This is a genomic window from Stackebrandtia soli, from assembly GCF_965137155.1.
Classification (GTDB): Bacteria; Actinomycetota; Actinomycetes; order Mycobacteriales; family Micromonosporaceae; genus Stackebrandtia; species Stackebrandtia soli.
In genome coordinates, this window is sequence record NZ_CBCRZX010000004.1 from 207169 (window position 1) to 223917 (window position 16749).

General features: G+C 68.2%; 14 protein-coding genes and 1 pseudogene. 7 read left to right on the forward strand and 8 right to left on the reverse strand.

The window, feature by feature from the left end; all coding sequences use genetic code 11:
* Positions 1-10: 10 nt before the first annotated feature.
* Complete coding sequence (locus ACM9NP_RS04510; RefSeq protein WP_415645290.1) at positions 11-460, forward strand: GNAT family N-acetyltransferase; 450 nt, start codon at positions 11-13, stop codon at positions 458-460.
* 137 nt (positions 461-597) lie between these two features.
* Here the strand turns inward: ACM9NP_RS04510 and ACM9NP_RS04515 are convergent, their stop codons facing one another.
* The 6 genes and pseudogenes from ACM9NP_RS04515 to ACM9NP_RS04540 form a co-directional block, all read right to left on the reverse strand.
* Positions 598-1998, reverse strand: coding sequence for an APC family permease (locus tag ACM9NP_RS04515; RefSeq protein WP_415645291.1), 1401 nt, complete (start codon positions 1996-1998; stop codon positions 598-600).
* A 73-nt stretch (positions 1999-2071) separates the two neighbouring features.
* Positions 2072-2779: a hydrogen peroxide-dependent heme synthase gene (gene hemQ / locus ACM9NP_RS04520; protein ID WP_415645292.1), complete on the reverse strand. Its 708-nt coding sequence runs from the start codon at positions 2777-2779 to the stop codon at positions 2072-2074.
* 1 nt (position 2780) lies between these two features.
* The coding region (gene hemG, locus ACM9NP_RS04525) for a protoporphyrinogen oxidase (RefSeq protein ID WP_415645293.1) at positions 2781-4131 on the reverse strand (1351 nt) is incomplete at its 5' end.
* 1 nt (position 4132) lies between these two features.
* Positions 4133-4196 (reverse strand): annotated as a pseudogene (locus ACM9NP_RS04530) (hypothetical protein); the annotation flags it as partial.
* On the reverse strand, positions 4193-5245 hold the full coding sequence (hemE, locus tag ACM9NP_RS04535) for a uroporphyrinogen decarboxylase (protein WP_415645294.1): 1053 nt from the start codon (positions 5243-5245) through the stop codon (positions 4193-4195). The gene hemE and the pseudogene ACM9NP_RS04530, both read right to left, overlap by 4 nt.
* Before the next feature lie 249 nt (positions 5246-5494).
* The gene (locus tag ACM9NP_RS04540) at positions 5495-7891 is read right to left on the reverse strand and encodes an Hsp70 family protein (protein ID WP_415645295.1); all 2397 of its coding nucleotides are present in this window, start codon (positions 7889-7891) and stop codon (positions 5495-5497) included.
* 145 nt (positions 7892-8036) lie between these two features.
* Between ACM9NP_RS04540 and ACM9NP_RS04545 the strand changes: the two genes are divergently transcribed.
* Positions 8037-8585 (forward strand): DUF3000 family protein, encoded by a 549-nt coding sequence (locus tag ACM9NP_RS04545; RefSeq protein ID WP_415645296.1) that lies wholly within the window; start codon positions 8037-8039, stop codon positions 8583-8585.
* A gap of 101 nt (positions 8586-8686) precedes the next feature.
* Here the strand turns inward: ACM9NP_RS04545 and ACM9NP_RS04550 are convergent, their stop codons facing one another.
* Positions 8687-9424 carry a hypothetical protein gene (locus tag ACM9NP_RS04550; RefSeq protein ID WP_415645297.1) on the reverse strand — a complete coding sequence of 246 codons (738 nt, stop codon included), beginning with the start codon at positions 9422-9424 and terminating at the stop codon, positions 8687-8689.
* A 169-nt stretch (positions 9425-9593) separates the two neighbouring features.
* Between ACM9NP_RS04550 and ACM9NP_RS04555 the strand changes: the two genes are divergently transcribed.
* From ACM9NP_RS04555 to ACM9NP_RS04570, 4 genes are all read left to right on the forward strand, one after another.
* Entirely contained in the window at positions 9594-10820 is a 1227-nt protein-coding gene (locus ACM9NP_RS04555) for a ribonuclease D (RefSeq protein WP_415645298.1), read from the forward strand.
* Between the two features lie 145 nt (positions 10821-10965).
* The gene (locus ACM9NP_RS04560) at positions 10966-12165 is read left to right on the forward strand and encodes a thiolase family protein (protein WP_415645299.1); all 1200 of its coding nucleotides are present in this window, start codon (positions 10966-10968) and stop codon (positions 12163-12165) included.
* Complete coding sequence (locus ACM9NP_RS04565; RefSeq protein ID WP_415645300.1) at positions 12166-14238, forward strand: 3-hydroxyacyl-CoA dehydrogenase NAD-binding domain-containing protein; 2073 nt, start codon at positions 12166-12168, stop codon at positions 14236-14238.
* A 334-nt stretch (positions 14239-14572) separates the two neighbouring features.
* Positions 14573-15748 carry a peptidoglycan DD-metalloendopeptidase family protein gene (locus ACM9NP_RS04570; RefSeq protein ID WP_415645301.1) on the forward strand — a complete coding sequence of 392 codons (1176 nt, stop codon included), beginning with the start codon at positions 14573-14575 and terminating at the stop codon, positions 15746-15748.
* 64 nt (positions 15749-15812) lie between these two features.
* Here ACM9NP_RS04570 and ACM9NP_RS04575 read toward each other — a convergent pair whose 3' ends face one another.
* Positions 15813-16031, reverse strand: a complete 219-nt coding sequence (locus ACM9NP_RS04575) for a hypothetical protein (protein ID WP_415645302.1) — start codon at positions 16029-16031, stop codon at positions 15813-15815.
* A gap of 134 nt (positions 16032-16165) precedes the next feature.
* On the opposite strand from ACM9NP_RS04575, the gene ACM9NP_RS04580 reads away from it, so the two are divergent.
* A complete protein-coding gene (locus ACM9NP_RS04580; protein ID WP_415645303.1) occupies positions 16166-16450 on the forward strand; it encodes a GNAT family N-acetyltransferase in 285 nt (94 codons plus the stop codon).
* Positions 16451-16749 lie beyond the last annotated feature (299 nt).

Consider the following 16749-nt stretch of genomic DNA (forward strand, 5'->3'; position numbering starts at 1 on the left):
TGATATCCGGGTGAAGATCACACAGTCCGACTCATTCACTGAACTAACGGCTCAGGCCCTCTACGCGATCCTGCGGATCCGTGTCAACGTCTTCGTCGTGGAGCAGCGCTGTCCCTACCCCGAACTCGACGGGCGCGACACCGAGCCCGGCACGCGTCATGTGCACATCAGCGAGGACGGCACGACCGTCGCTTACCTGAGGGTGTTGACGGAGCCCGACGGCTCGTTCCGGATCGGTCGCGTCTGCACCGATCGGCATCGACGCGGGGAGGGGCTGGCGGGGGCACTCATGAGGGAGGCGCTGGCGTACTGCGGTGACACCTCGACGGTGCGGCTCGACGCCCAGGCCAGCGTCGCGGGTTTCTACCGCTCGTTCGGCTTCGTCATCGACGGCGACGAGTTCGTCGAGGACGGCATCCCGCACGTCCCGATGACCCGTGCGCCGGAACCGAAGGCGTGAGAACGGCAGGACGGGTGCCCCGATCGTGACCGGGGCACCCGTCCTGGGAAGGAATCGAAGGGTGGCTGTGTTCGAAGCCGGGCGGCTTCGAGACCGTCCCGCCACCCGACACCGGGCCGTGACGGCGGGACGAACCTCTAGTCCTTGCTGATGTCGACGGTCTCGCGATCGGCGGTCATCTTCTGGCCGAAGTAGGTGACGGCCCACAGGACGACGCCGACGGCGAGCAGGATGCCGGCGATCTGGTACTGGAGCGGGTCACGTCCGGACCACGGGCCGACGAGGAACGCGCTGATCAGGGCGCCGATGATCGGGATGATCGTCGGGGCCTTGAAGTGGGCGTGCTCGACGGTGTCCTTGCGCAGCACCAGCACCGCGATGTTCACGATCGTGAAGACGGCGAGCAGCAGCAGGGAGGTCGTGCCGCCGAGGACACCGATGTCGGCGTAGGCGGTCAGGCACATCGCGAGGGCCGAGGTGAAGATGATGGCGACCCACGGGGTGCGGCGCTTCGCGGCGACCTTCGAGAAGAAGCTCGGGATGACCTTCTCCTTGGACATGCCGTAGACGAGACGGCTCGCCATCATCATGTTGATCAGCGCGGAGTTCGCCACGGCGAAGACGCTGATCGCGGCGAAGATGCCGACCGGGAACCACGGCGCGGCGGCTTCGAGGACGCGGATCAGGGCGCCGCTGCCTTCCTCGGCGGTGAGGACTTCGTACGGGAGGATCCAGGACGAGAGGACCGCGACCGAGATGTAGATGCACGCGGCGAGACCCATACCGATGAGCATGGCCTTCGGGAAGCGCGACGGCTTCGTCGTCTCCTCCGCCATGTTGACGGAGTCCTCGAAACCGACCATGGCGAAGAACGCCAGGGAGGTACCGGCGACGACGGCGAAGAACGCCGACTGGTCCTGCGTGTTGAAGTCCATGATCCGGCTCGCGTCACCGGTGCCACCGATGACGGCGCCGACGCCCAGGATGATGATGATCGCCAGACCGGTCAGCTCGATACAGGTGAAGACGACGTTCGCCCACACCGATTCGCTGACACCGCGGAGGTTGACCAGAGCGAAGATCCCGAGGGTAATGACCGCGATCGCGATGATCGCGAACTCGGTCGGAACGAACGAGAACAGCTGCGGAAGGAACGTTCCACCGACGGCGCGCGCCGCCGAACCGGCCGAGGTCATACCGGACGACATGACGGTGAACGCCACCATGAACGTCAGGAAGTGAACACCAAAGGCCTTCTGGGTATACAGGGCGGCACCGGCGGCCTTCGGATACTTACCGACCAATTCCAGATAGGAAAACGCGGTCAGGAAGGCGGCGATGAACGCGACGGCGAACGGAATCCACAGCGCGCCACCGACTTTGAGGGCCACCTGGCCGGTGAGCGCGTAGATGCCGGTGCCGAGAATGTCGCCGACAATGAACAGCAGCAGGAGCTTCGGCGTGATCGCCCGCTTCAGTTCGGTCGGAGGGGCACCATCCGGACCGGTTGGGGTAGTTGTTGCCTCTGAGGTTGTCATAGTAATGGATTACCAGACGACAGCGACGAACGCCACAGCCCGTCCGGTGGATTGCGCGCTCTGCGATTGCCTATTATGGCAGGCTTTCGACGATCCGCGTTATCGAGTGACGCCGCCCCGTATAGAAGGGTGTCTCTTCCCGCACGTGACGACGGGCGCGCGTGGCCCGCATCTTCCACATCAGATCGACGATCCGGTGCAATTCGTCGGCCTCGAAGGCCAGCATCCATTCATAGTCGCCGAGGGCGAACGACGCGACCGTGTTGGCGCGGACATCGGGATATTCGCGCGCGGCCTTTCCGTGTTCCGCCAGCATTTCCCGCCGTTCGCCGTCCGGCAGCAGATACCACTCGTAAGAGCGGACGAACGGGTAAACGCACACATAGTCGCGCGCTTCCTCATCGGCCAAAAAGGCCGGAATATGACTCTTATTGAATTCGGCGGGACGGTGCAAAGCCATCTGCGACCACACCGGCTCCAGGTGCCGACCGAGCGAAGTCCGACGGAACTGTGAATACGCCGTCTGCAATTCGTCACTATCAGCGGCGTGCCACCAGATCATGAGATCGGCGTCGGCCCGCAGACCCGCCAGGTCGTAGCACCCGCGCACGGTCACGTCGCGCTCGGCGAGTCGATTGAGGAAGTGCTCCGCCTCGGTCGCGACGTCGTCGCGAACACCCGGCATCGGTGAGACCGCTTTGAACACCGACCACATCGTGTATCGGATGGTGTCGTTCAGTTCCTTGATCCGCGCGGCGTGCGGGTTACCCGAGCTCGACATGTCAGGGATTGTCCCCCAGGACCTTTCGGTTCGCGGCGAGAGCCCCCAACAGCGTGTCGGCCGCCGCTTCCCCGGACGCGACGCACGCCGGAATCCCGACACCGTCGAAGGCGGCGCCCGCGAGCGCGATCGGGTGATCGGTCAGGGTCCGCCGGGCGTGGGCGATCCGTTCGAGGTGCCCCGGCCCGTACTGCGGGAGGGCGCCGCCCCAGCGACGCACGGCGCTCGCCGTCGGCGTTGGCATGGGCCCGCCGAGGACGCGACCGAGGTCGGTGACGGCGGCGGCGACAAGGTCGCTGTCGTCATAGTGGAGGGTCGATTCCTCACCGTAACGCCCGATCGACATACGGACGAGGGTCCGGCCGGGCGTCGACGCGGCGAGGTGCGGCCACTTGCGAGTGAAGAAGGTGGCGGCCTTGATGCGGTGGCCGAAACCGGCGGGGACGAGGAAACCGGAGCGTTGCGGCAGTTCCAGGCCCTCGATGGCGAGGGTGACGAGCGCGATGCTGGCGTAGTCGAGGACGCCGATCGCGGCGGACGCCGCGGGGGCGTCGTCGGAGAGGAGACGGGCCGACGGACGGGCGGGAACGGCGAGGATCACGGCGTCCGCGTCGATCACGGACTCGTCGCGGGTCGAACCGACGACAGCGCGCCAGCCGTTCGGGGTTCGGTTGAGTCGCCGCACCGGAAGTCCGAGCCGGATGTCGGCGCGGGAGTGGGCGGCGACTGCGGCGGTGAGCCGGGACAGTCCGCCGTCGATGGTGCCGAAGACGGGCGCCGGGGGGCCGTCGGCGGGTGCGGGGAGGCTCGCAGCGGCGGCATCCGTCAGTCGCTTGTGCCGGGTGGCGGCCGCGGCGAGACCCGGCACGGTGACCTGCATCGACAGGTCGTCGGATCGTCCCGAGTAGACGCCGCCTAGGAGCGGGTCGACGAGGCGGTCGACGACCTCGTCGCCGAGGCGGTGACGCACGAGCGCACCGACGGCGACGTCCTCCCCGTCGAGCAGCGGGGCGTCACCATCGGGTTCGGACATGAGCCGGGCGGCCCCGTCGGGCGAGAGGATTCCGGACGCGGCGACGGCGGCCGGGTCCGCGGGAACGCCCATCACGGTGCGTCCGGGCATCTCGTGGACCTGGTCGCCGATGACGAGACCGGCCGGAAGCCGCGCCGGATGGACGATCGACTCGCCGAGCCCGACGCGCCGGGCCAGGTCCATGGCCTCGGGCCGACGCGCGAGAAAGGTCTCGGCCCCGGTCTCGACGGTGGCACCCGCCAGCTCGCCGGTCGCGAGCTTTCCGCCGATGACGTGGGCTCGCTCGACGATCGTGATCGTCAGGGCGTCGCCGCCGCGCNCACGCAGCCGCGCGGCGGCGGACAGGCCGGCGATCCCCGCGCCGATGACCAGGACGTGCGTCATGACCGGGTGCTGTGCTCGTGGACGAGGTCGACGATGCGGGTGAGCGCGTCCGGATCGCTCTCGGGAAGCACGCCGTGCCCGAGGTTGAAGACGTGTCCCTGGGCGGCCTCGGCGTCGTCGAGGACCCGACGCACCATCGTGGACATCACCGGCGGCGGCGCGAACACGGCGCAGGGGTCGAGATTGCCCTGGAGGGCGCGATGCCCGACGAGCGCGGCGGCGTCGGTGAGGCTGGTCTTCCAGTCGACGCCGACGACGTCGGCGCCCGCGTCGGCCATCGCGGCCAGCAGGTGGCCCGTGCCGACTCCGAAGTGGATGCGGGGAACGCCGAGGTCGGCGACTCCGGTGAGGACCCGCGCCGAGTGCGGTTCGACGGAGGCCAGGTAGTCGTGCAGGGAGAGCGCGCCCGCCCACGAGTCGAACAGCTGGACGGCCGCGGCACCGGCGTCGACCTGGACGCGCAGGAACGTCGTCGTGATCGCGGTGAGGCGTTCGCACAGGGCGTTCCACACGTCGGGAGCGCCGTAGATCATGGCCTTGGTCTTGGCGTGGGTGCGCGACGGCCCGCCCTCGACGAGGTAGCTGGCGAGCGTGAACGGAGCGCCGGCGAAGCCGATCAGCGGGGTGCCGCCGAGTTCGGCGCGCAGCAGACCGATGGCCTCGGTGATGTAGGGGACGTCGTCGGGCGTCAGGTCCCGCAGTTTGTCCACATCGGCCATTGTGCGGATCGGGGAACCGACGACGGGGCCGGTGCCGGGCACGATGTCGACGTCGACGCCGACCGCGGCGAGCGGGACGACGATGTCGGAGAAGAAGACGGCCGCGTCGACCGCGTGGCGGCGGACCGGCTGGACGGTGATCTCGCAGACCAGTTCGGGTGTGCGGCACGCGGTGAGCATGTCGACGCCTTCACGGACCTTGCGGTACTCGGGCAGGGACCGGCCGGCCTGACGCATGAACCACACTGGCGTGTAGGGCGTCGACTCGCGGCGGCACGCGCGGATAAAGACCGACTCGGTGACATCGTTAACGGTAGCCATCCGGCTCATCGTGTCACAGGACCGATGGCGGCTTCCGGTTCCGCCCCATGGGTGTGAGCTGCCAGGTAGGGCGGGTCCGGAAGACGGCCCTCGTGGCGGGAAACGCGTCGGGCGAGCTGCTCGCACCAGCCGGAATCCGGCGCGCGTGTCCGGACGGACGGCAGGCGGGGAGGGGCGGCGGCGGGCCTGGACCTCGCTCCGGGACGTCGCCGAACACCGAGGCGAAGGACCGCGAACGGACGGTTCGACGGCCGAGTGTCACTCCGGCCAGAGTTCCATCACCTGGATGTCGGAGCCGACCCCGACGAGCAGGACCAGGCGGTCGTCGTAGGAGACGCAACCGAGCGCCGTCACTCCACTGCCGTCGTCGTCCTCGACGGACTCGGTGGCGACGACGTCCTCCCCGATCGACCACGCGTGGACTTCGCCGTCCTCGTCGCCGGAGACGACGACGGCGCGGCCGTCCCAGGTACACGCGGCGAACGAGGTGACGAAGCTTTCGCCGTGACCCTCGTATGTCCATAGCAGACCGCCGTCGTCGAGGCGACGCACGAGGACCCCCTCGTTCGGCATGGTCGCGAGTGTGACGGGAACGCGATCGAGCTCGGCGGCGACGAGCCCGTATCGGCCCTCCCCTTCGAGGCTGACCCGGTAACTCTCGCGACCCTCACCGAGGTCCCACATGACGGTCTGCGGATCGGTCTCGTCACCGTCGTCATCGGGCACGACCGCCATCACGTCGTCGCCGACCGGCGCGAGGCTGATCCAGCCGTATGAGCTGATGCCGCCCCAGCTGACGGTCTCGCCCGTGGACAGATCCCAGGTGGCCACCTCACGATCGATCCAGTCCTCGTCGTCCTCATCGCTGAGGTGCAGGACGGCGGCGACGACGGGGCTGTCGTCATGAACGCCGGTGTCGACGCTGTTCGCGGCGACGATGATGTTGTCGTCGCGATCGGAGTCGATCTCGAACCGCCAACGCTCCTCCCCCGTCATCAGATCCCAGACGGCGACGCCCTCCTCACCGGAGCCGTCGGCGAAGGACACCACGAGCGGCACCTCGTCGACGACCGCGATCGTCGCCTCCATGTCACCCTGTTGTCCCAGGTAGGAGGTGATGACCTCGTGGGTCTCGACGTCCCAGACGAGGACCTGGTCCCAGCCGGCCGAGAGCGCGAGCAGGCGGCCGTCGTGTTCGATCGTCTCGATCGTGTTGACGTCGTCGGAATGGCCGCCGAACCGGCCGGCGACATCCTCCGCGAGTTCGAAGTCGGCCTCGTCCGCGCCGGTGTCGTCGTCCTTGGCGTCGGCCGGGCGATCCCGGAAGAAGTCGATGGCCATGATGGTGCCGACCCCGGCGACGACCAGGACGACGACGGCGGCGATCAGGGCGAGGACCCGGCGGGAACGCGCGGCGGCTGTGGCCGGCCCGGGCGGAGGGAACGCGACGGCCGGAACGATCGGCAGGGTCGGAGCCGTCGGGGGCGCGGCGGCCTCGGCCGACACGAGGGGCGGACCGCTCTGCGGAACGAGGGGGACGGGCGGCGACACCAACGGGTGGGACATCGTGGGCGGTGACGGCGTCGCGCCGACCGACGGCGAGGCGAGCAGAGCGCCCTGAGCGACGACGAGTTCGGGCTGCCCGATCAAGGTCGGCGCGACCCCGAGCGCGGTGTGGACGATCGTGCCGACGAGCGGCATTCGGCTGCCGCCCCCGACGCCGAAGACACCCGCCAACGCGGATGGCTCCACTCCGGACACTCTCAGGACGGCGGTCGTGAGCTGCGCGGCCCGATCGAGCATCGGTCTGGCGAGTTGTTCGAGCTCCTCGCGCGTCACGTGGCTGTCGATGTTGACGCGCGGAATGTAGATGGGCGCGCTCGCCGCGCGCGACAGGCGTTCCTTCAGTTCCCGAACGTCGTCGAGGAACGTCCGGCGGTGGCGCCGACTGGACATGTCGTCCATGTCGAACAGTTCGGCCCAACCGTCACCGGTGTGCCGCTCCCGCAGCGCCTTGACGATCTGGTCGTCGATGTCGAGACCGCCGAGGTCGTTGAGGCCGTCGACGGACAACACCTCGAATCCCGTCGCACCGCGACGCACGACGCTCGTGTCGAAGGTTCCGCCACCGAAGTCGAAGACGAGGACGGCCGCGCCCTCGGGAACCCGATGCCCCAGCTCCTCTGTGAAGTACGTGGCGGCGGCGACGGGCTCGACGACGATGTCGATCGTTCCGAGCCCGGCCCGTTCGGCCGCGTCCCGCAGAGCCAACAGGCGAATCGACCGCCACGCGGCGGGGTGAGTGAGGACCGTGCGCCTCGGCGGACCGCCCGCGACGAGCACGTACTCGCGACGGACGCGCTCCAGCACCGCCGCGATGAGGTCCACCGCCGGCACCTCGCTGTCCCCGAGCAGGACCGTTCCGTCGTCGATGCGACGTTTCGGGTTCGGCTCGAACCGCGACGGAGCCGTCTGGGCGGAGAACACCGCGTCCCGACCGGTGAGAATCGATCCCGACTGATCGACGAACACCGCCGACGGCAGCAACGGGGAACCGTCCATAAGCAGGGGAAGGACACGGCCGTCGCCGTATCGGATGACGGCCACGGTGCTGGAGGTGCCGAAGTCCACGGCGAGGTCGGGCGGGAACGTCACAAGACGAGAGTACTCACCAATGGCCACAAGCCGAACCGCGACTGAACACCCATTTTGGATCATCAGTGGAGGGCCGGGAAAGTTCGGTTCGAGGACTCGGCGTGCCGCGTCGTGAACGACCCGCGGACCGTCCTAGAGTGTCCCCGTGGCAGCCTCGCAGACCGGGCAATCCCAACCTCGACTATTTCGCGACGCCGTGGCGGCGTTGCGCACCACCGTGCCGCCTCATCACATCACAGTGGAGGAGATCGACGCTCCGGCATCGATAGCGCCCCATACGTTCGCGCTCGCGGCGGCGCTCGACACCGACGGTGATGTCACGGGTCGACTGGTACTGCTTCACGACCCCGACGGGGAACCCGGTTGGGAGGGAACGCTGCGGCTCGTCACCTTCGTCTCCGCTCACATCGACGAAAAGACGGCACTCGATTCCCGGTTGTCCACGAACGCCTGGGCCTGGTTCACCGAGGGCCTCCGCCGACACCGCGCCGGATACACGGCAGCGGGCGGCACCGTGACGACGACGACCTCGACGCCGATGGGCGGCCTCCGTGACAGTCGGGTCGTCGAGGCGACGCTCGAGATTCGGGCGTCGTGGACGCCCAGCGAGGACACCATGCCCGCGCAGCTGCGCGCGTGGTGCGAACTGCTGTGGTCCGCGGCCGGATCACCGGTCGGTCAGCCCAGCACATAGACGACATGGGAAAGCGGGCGTTCGCTTCACCGCGAGCGCCCGCTTTCGCGTCCTGACGAGACGAGTCCGCGCGAGTCACCGGGACCGCACGTCGATACGTCCTAACTGATCAGATGCCAGACGTCCTCGCAGGCAGTGTTCGCCTCGTCGATGAGCTCTTCGACCCGCTCGTCGCTGGCGTCCGCGGCCTCGTCGAGGAAGTCGTACGTCGCCTTGAGGCACGTTTCGAGCTGCTCCTTCGCCTCGGCATCGCCCTGAGCGATCGCCAGCTCGCCCTCCAGGGATTCGATCGTGCCCTCGGCGGTCGTCAGCTGCTCGTCAAGGTCGCCGATCTCACCGCTCAGGCCCGTGATCTTGTGCTCGGCGTCCGTCAACTCGCCGCTCTTGTTGATGAACAGGAACACGAAGATCGCCGCCGTCACGAAGAACAGCGCCGTCGTGGCCGCCAGGATGGGCACCGCGGGACTCGACTTCGGACGGCTCGGGGCGGGCCCCACGAAGAGCGGTTGCTGCGGGGGAGGGCCGGTCACGGGAGCGGCCGCCACCATGGGCGGCGCGCTCGCGGGGGGAGCCGACGCGACGGCGGGAGACTCGTAGCCCTGGGGCTGAGACTGCGGTTGGGGCTGCTCGTAGCTCTGAGGTTGGGGCTGCTCGTAACCCTGGGGTTGCTGCTGCGGCGCATAGGGATAGCCGCCGGGCGGCTGGTTGGCGGGATACGCGCCCGGCTGCTGCGGCACGCCCGGGTACGAGGAACCCGGGGGCCCGTACGGGGAGTTCGCCATGCCGTCACCGGACTGGCCTGGGGTCGGCTCGGGTCCGTAGTTGTACATCTGCTTCATTCCTCCTCAGCGAAGCCGGGGCGACGGCTTCCTACGTGCGCACTGTATTGAGTCGAGGCAAATCAGTAGAACCCACCAAGGGCCCGACTTTCCACCCGAAAGGGTGAGGAAACGGTCATTGTCGGAGGGGTGCGCACAATCGCATGCCGTACTTTCGTACGGTTAACGAGTGCCCCACCATGATCATGACGAAACCGAGCAGCCAGCGGCGGTACCGCTGACCGTCCCACGCGACGGCGTTCCCGACCTCATCACCGGATCGTCGCAGTTGGAGTCGATGATCGAGGCGCTGACGGCCGGGTCCGGGCCGGTGGCCATAGACGCCGAGCGGGCCTCCGGCTTCAAGTACTACGGTCGAGCATACCTAATTCAATTGCGCCGCAACGGTTCCGGGACGTTCTTGATCGACCCGACCTACTTCGACGACCTGGTCGACGTCAACGCAGCGATCGCCGACGCCGAGTGGATCCTGCACGCCGCGGGCCAGGATCTTCCGTGCCTGGACGAATTGGGAATGCGCCCGACCGACCTCTTCGACACCGAGCTCGCCGCGCGGTTGTGCGGCTTCGAGCGCGTCAACCTCGCCGCGTTGACCGAGAAGCTGCTCGGTTTCTCGCTCCAGAAGCAGCATTCGGCCTCCGACTGGAGCACCCGACCGCTGCCTCCGGAATGGCTCACCTACGCCGCCTTGGACGTGGAGTTGCTCGTCGAACTGCGCGACGCGCTCGACGTGGAGCTTCGGGAACAGGGCAAACGCGAGTGGGCGGCGCAGGAGTTCGAGGCGGTCCGTACCGCGCCGCCGCCGAAGCCGCGCAAGGAGCCGTGGCGACGCACGTCCGGCATCCACAAGGTGAAGGACGAACGCGGTCTCGCTCGCGTCCGAGAACTGTGGACGGCCCGGGACGAGATCGCCCGGACGCAGGATCGGGCGCCGTCGAAGATCGTCCCGGACCCGGCGCTCGTCGACGCCGCGCTGACGAACCCGACGACCTCGGCCCAGCTGCTGACCATTCCCGGTTTCCAGCGTCGGCACGCCCGCACGCACACGAAGCGATGGTTGTCGATCCTCGCGGACGTCCGGCAGGCGCCGGCCGATTCGCTGCCGCCGATGACTCCGCACCTGGACGGCCCACCGGCCGGGCATCGATGGGCGTCGAAGGACCCGACGGCCGCCAAGCGGCTCAAGCGGGCGCGGGCCATCGTGACGAAGCTCGCCGACGAGCACAACGTCCCGGCGGCGAATCTCGTGTCGCCGGCGGCCGTGCGCGCGGTGGCGTGGGAGCCCCCGCGTCGAATCTCGACGGACTCCGTCGCGGCGAAGCTGTCGGAGGCGGGAGCCCGTGATTGGCAGGTCGCGATCATCGCCGGGCCGATCGCGTCGACCCTGCGAAACTGACGGGCCTGACCGTATCGGCATCGGTGCGGCCCGAGCTTGCGAAACTGTGACCTGGCGTCATCGCGTTGGGGGTGGTGGCCGACGCCACCTCGGTTACTTACGAGTAACATTCGCGGTGACCACACACCCGCAAGGAGGCACACACGTGAGCCGCACCGTTCGCGAGGTCGTTTTCGTCGACGGCGTACGCACGCCCTTTGGCAAAGCCGGCGGTATGTACGCCGAGACGCGCGCCGACGACCTCGTCATTCGCTGTATTCGTCAACTTCTGCGACGCAACCCCTCGCTTCCGCCCGAGCGGATCGAGGAGGTCGCCATCGCCGCGACCACCCAGATCGGCGACCAGGGCCTCACGTTGGGCCGGACCGCCGCACTACTGGCGGGCCTGCCCAAGACCGTCCCCGGTTTCTCCATCGACCGGATGTGTGCCGGTGCCATGACGGCCGTGACCTCGGTCGCGGCGGGCATCGGATTCGGCGCGTACGACGTCGCCATCGCCGGCGGCGTCGAGCACATGGGACGCCACCCGATGGGCGAGGGCGTCGACCCGAACCCGCGCATCATCTCCGAGAAGCTCGTCGACCCGTCCGCTTTGATCATGGGCGCCACCGCCGAGAACCTGCATGACCGCTTCCCGGGTATCACCAAGGAGCGGGCCGACGCCTTCGCCCTGGCCAGCCAGCAGAAGTACGCAAAGCACATCGACGAGATCTCCGCCGACCTCGTGAGCATGAACCTGCGGTCGACCGAACTCGGTTGGGGTCTGGCGACCCAGGACGAGCCGCCGCGCCCCGGAACCACGCTCGAGGGCCTCGCGGGCCTGAAGACGCCGTTCCGTCCGCACGGCCGGGTCAGCGCCGGAAACGCCGCCGGGCTCAACGACGGCGCGACCGCGTGCATCGTCGCCGCCGAGGACGTCGCCCGGGAACTGGACCTGCCGGTCGCGATGCGCATGGTGTCCTTCGGATTCACCGGTGTCGAGCCCGAGGTCATGGGCGTCGGACCGATCCCGTCGACGGAGAAGGCCCTCGCCAAGGCCGGGCTCACGATCGACGACATTGGACTGTTCGAACTGAACGAGGCCTTCGCCGTGCAGGTGCTGGCGTTCCTCGACCACTTCGGAATCACCGACGACGACGCCCGCGTCAACCCGTGGGGCGGCGCGATCGCGGTCGGCCACCCGCTGGCGTCGTCCGGCGTGCGACTGATGACGCAGCTCGCCCGGCACTTCGCCGCCAACCCGCAGGTCCGGTACGGCCTCACCGCCATGTGCATCGGCATCGGCATGGGCGGGACCGTCATCTGGGAGAACCCCGCGTGGACTCCCGCCAAGGAAGGTGCATAAGTGAACGCGCTGAAGGAATTCCCCGACGAGGTCGTGACCCACGCCCATGTGCGCTACGTGCGCGTGCCGGGAATGGACGGCGAGGCCGCCCTCATCACGCTCGACAATGGATTTGACCACCGGAAGCCGTCATCCTTCGGACCGGCCGGTCTGCGATCCCTCGACGCCGCGCTCGACGAGGTGTACGCTCGCTCGCCGAAGGTGCGGTTCGTCGCCGTCACCGGCAAGCCGTTCATCTTCCTCGTCGGCGCCGACATCACCGGCATGCCGCTGATCCAGACCCGCGAGGAGGCGCTCGCGATCGCCCGCCTCGGCCACGACGTCTTCGCTCGGCTGAAGGACTCCGACGTCCCGACGTTCGCGTTCGTCAACGGCGCGGTCATGGGCGGCGGTCTCGAACTGGCCCTGCACTGTCATTATCGGACGCTCTCGGCGAGCGTGCCCGCGCTGGCGCTTCCGGAGTGCTTCATCGGTCTCGCTCCGACCTGGGGCGGAACTCAGCTCCTGCCGAACCTGATCGGCGCGGACAAGGCCGTCAAGGTCATCATCGAGAACGCGCTGAACCAGAACAAGATGATGCGCGCCGCCGACGCCCAGAAGCTCGGCATCACCGACGTGCTCCTCGAGCCCGTCGACTTCCTGGAGGAGTCACTGGCGTGGGCGGCGAAGGTCGTCGACGGCACCGTGACCGTCGAACGCCCGGAGATCGACCGCGGAGACGCGTGGGACGCCGCCCTGGCTCGCGGCAAGGCGATCGCCGACATGAAGCTGCACGGGGCCGCCCCCGCGCCGTACCTGGCGCTGGACCTGATGGCCAAGGCCAAGACGGTCCCCTTCGAGGAGGGCACCGCCGCCGAGGACGAGGCCCTCGCGGATCTGCTCATGTCGCCGGAGCTGAAGGCCAGCCTCTACGCGTTCAACCTGGTCCAGAAGCGCGCCAAGCGGCCCGTCGGCGTTCCCGACAAGTCGCTCGCGCGCCCGGTGACGAAGGTCGGCGTCGTCGGCGCCGGCCTCATGGCGTCGCAGCTGGCGATGCTGTTCGTCCGTCGCCTTGAGGTGCCCGTCATCCTCACCGACCTCGACCAGGAGCGCGTCGACCGTGGCGTCGGCTATGTTCACGCCGAGATCGACAAGCTCCTCGGAAAGGGCCGGATCAGCCCCGACAAGGCGAACCGGTTCAAGGCCCTCGTCACGGGATCCGTCGACAAGGCCGGCTTCGCGGACGCCGACTTCGTCATCGAGGCGGTGTTCGAGGAACTGGAGCTGAAGAAGCGGATCTTCGCGGAGCTGGAGGGCATCGTCTCGCCGGAGTGCATCCTGGCGACGAACACGTCCTCCCTGTCGGTCAGCGCGATGGCCGCGGACCTGAAGCACCCCAACCGCGTCGTCGGCTTCCACTTCTTCAACCCGGTCGCGATCCTGCCGCTGCTGGAGATCGTGCGGGCGGAGCAGACGGACGACGCGACGCTGGCGACGGCGTTCGCGATCTGCAAGACGCTGAAGAAGAACGGCGTGTTGGTCGCCGACGCACCCGCGTTCGTCGTCAACCGGCTGCTCACCCGGTTCCTCGGCGAGATCTTCGCCTGTGTGGACGAAGGCACCGACATCGAGACCGCCGACCACGCGGTCGACTCGCTGGGCCTGCCGATGTCGCCGTTCGTGCTGTTGCAGCTCGTCGGCCCCGCCGTGGCCCGGCACGTCGCAGGGACGCTGCACGAGGCGTTCCCGGATCGCTATCGGGTCTCGACCAATCTCGACAAGCTCGTCGAGGCGGGCAAGACGAGCGTCTACACCTGGGACGCCACCGGCAAGCCGTCGGTCGACCCCGAGGTGCGTGAGCTCATGGAGCTCGGCGACTCTCCGTCCACTCCGGAACAGATCCGGGAGCGGGCGGTGGAGGCGATCGCCGACGAGATCCGTCGGATGCTGGACGAGGGCGTCGTCGCCGCGCGCGAGGACATCGACCTGTGCATGCTCCTCGGCGCGGGCTGGCCGTTCCACCTCGGTGGCATCACGCCCTACCTGGACCACTCCGGAGTCGCGGCGAAGGTGACCGGTAGGACCTTCGGCTGATCTCCCGACCGTCGTCGGCGGGGACGTTCGCTACGGCGTGCGTCCCCGTTCGTCGTGTCGGGGCGTTTCCGCGCCGATCGTCGATCGAACCGATTGGCCGAACGAAGCGAGAGAGGACTGTGGACGGTGAATCGGAACCATACTCGGAATGCTCTCGACGGCGTTTCCTCATGGAACATTAATGGGAATTAATCAATATACTTCGGCCGATCGAAACGGCTGCCTCCCAGCCATTTCGGCAAGTCACCGGCGATAGTGTCCACGCGGGTGGCGCCCCCACATGCCCGCTGCCCAGACCGGACACTCCCGAGGGGATGGGCATACCCATACCCAAGTGGAGACTGATGTGATCAGAGGTCAGGCAATCGCCGTGGCCGCCGGTATCGCGTTGAGCCTGTTCGCCACCGCTCCCGCGGCCGCCGCCCCGGCAGACCTGGAATCAGTCGTCGCCGAGCAACTGCTCGGCCAGACGACGAACAACCGCGCGGACCTGTCGACAGCGGACGAATCGGACGCCCGCATCACCGTGACCGAGGAGGCCGACGGCTGGGCCTTCGGCACCGCCGTCATCGTCGCGGAGAAGAAGGAGGACGCGATGCCGGAAGGCCGCCTCTTCCTCGCCAAGCGGACCGGCAAGGGCTGGCAGGTGAGCTTCGACAGCGACGCCGCGTTCGTGGAGATGTCCAAGACCGCTCCGGTGCTGTCCAAGGAGGAGCGCGAGCGCTTCTCCCCGACCGCGGGACTCGACGGCGACGTCTCCGTCAACGCGACCGACCTGCGCACCCAGATGGCCCTGCCGTGGGCCGTCGGCCAGACGTGGACGATGACGGGCGGGCCGCACCCGTGGGGTTCAAGCGGCGCGTACGCGTCGATGGACTTCGCCGGTGGCGACCAGGTCGTCCGGGCGATGCGTTCGGGCACGGCGTACACGATGTGCACCGGCTGGGTCCGCGTCATCCACGGCAACGGTTACGCGACCGACTACTACCACCTGTGGAGCAACATCAGCGCGAACGGCACTCCGGTCTCGCAGGGCACCTACCTCGGGTACACCGGCACCGACGTCACGTGCGGCGGTTCGGCGACCGGACGCCACGTCCACATCGGATTCCGTATCAACAACGCCTACGCGTCGCTGGCCCAGTACGCCATCGGCAAGTGGGTCCCGAACGCCGGCGCCGCGTACGGCGGGTACATGCTGCACGGCTCCTACCGGGTCAACCCCGGCGGCGGCGTGTACAACTACGGCGCGCTGGGCCTGACCCAGGGCTTCATCGACGCCAACGGCGGCGGGACCGTCAACCAGCGGACCGGCCCCGGCACCGGCTATGCCGTCGCGGGGTCGGTCGCCGACGGCGCGACCGTCACGGTGAGCTGCTCCGCGACCGGGACGTCCCACACCGGTCGCTACGGAACCTCGAACCTGTGGAACAAGTTGTCCAACGGACGCTGGATCGCCGACGTCTACCTGTGGACCGGCGTCAGCAACCCGGTCAACGGTTGGTGTTAGGCCTCAGCACGACCCGACCGGCGTGGCCCATCCGCGGGCCGCGCCGGTCGTCGCTTCGAGGCTCTCACCACCACGCGTGGGTGACGAGCCGCTCGTCGATGACGGAGCCGTAGCGCCCCGCCCGCAACTCGTCGAGGAAGGCGGTGTCGACACGCTCTCCCGCGCGCGGCGCGGCCACCAGCTCGAGCGCGCGAGCCACGGTCGACTCGGCATCGATCGTCCCGAGCGCGGTCGCCGCTCGCTTCAGTTCTTCTTCATCGATTGTGATGGATATGCGCGCCATCGTGTTCCTTCCCGGCGTGCGGGCTACGGCGCGGCCGTATCGCCCCGCCGTCCGCACACGCCTAAGGGCCGGTCGGCCGGTGTTCCGGTCGATCCCACTGGTCGAGCACCTTTGGTCATCGTACTCTGTGCGACATGGCCACAGAGATCATTGATAACTCGGAGACTTCCCGCTACGAGGCGATCGTGGACGGGCAACTCGCCGGTTTCGTCGAATACGAACGCCAGGACGACTTCGTGGTGTATCCGCACACCGAGGTGTCGGGGGCGTTTCGCGGCCAGGGCATCGCCGACAAACTGGTACGCCGGGCGATGGACGACATGCGTGCCAACGGCGACAAGGTCTACGCCCTCTGCCCCTATGTCAAACGTTGGTTGTCCGAACACGACGACTACGAGGATGTCGTCTACCACCCCTGACGGACACGGGATCTCCCGACCGCACCTCATTGAGCACATAGGATACGGCGCCACGCGCGGTCGCTTGGCGTCGCCGCATGCCCGGCCTCGATAGGTTGGCACCGTGACACAACCTCCGAATTATCCTGGGCCCGACGATTCCGTGCCCCGCTCCCCGGCAGTACCTCCGGCACCACATCCGTTCCTGCCCGGTTCCCCTCCGCCGGGCGCCCGGCATCACGCCACCCCGCCCAACTCGCCACCGGACGAGGCCCCCACGGTGTTCCTCGGCCCCCACACGCATCAGCAGGCGCCGGGAG

Excerpts from the sequence above, each read along its gene's own strand:
- hemQ (WP_415645292.1), bottom strand. The coding sequence starts at position 2,779 with ATGTCGAGCTCGGGTAACCCGCACGCCGCGCGGATCAAGGAACTGAAC.
- hemE (WP_415645294.1), bottom strand. The coding sequence starts at position 5,245 with ATGAGCCGGATGGCTACCGTTAACGATGTCACCGAGTCGGTCTTTATC.
- ACM9NP_RS04575 (WP_415645302.1), bottom strand. The coding sequence starts at position 16,031 with ATGGCGCGCATATCCATCACAATCGATGAAGAAGAACTGAAGCGAGCG.
- ACM9NP_RS04580 (WP_415645303.1), top strand. The coding sequence starts at position 16,166 with ATGGCCACAGAGATCATTGATAACTCGGAGACTTCCCGCTACGAGGCG.
- ACM9NP_RS04515 (WP_415645291.1), bottom strand. The coding sequence starts at position 1,998 with ATGACAACCTCAGAGGCAACAACTACCCCAACCGGTCCGGATGGTGCC.
- ACM9NP_RS04550 (WP_415645297.1), bottom strand. The coding sequence starts at position 9,424 with ATGAAGCAGATGTACAACTACGGACCCGAGCCGACCCCAGGCCAGTCC.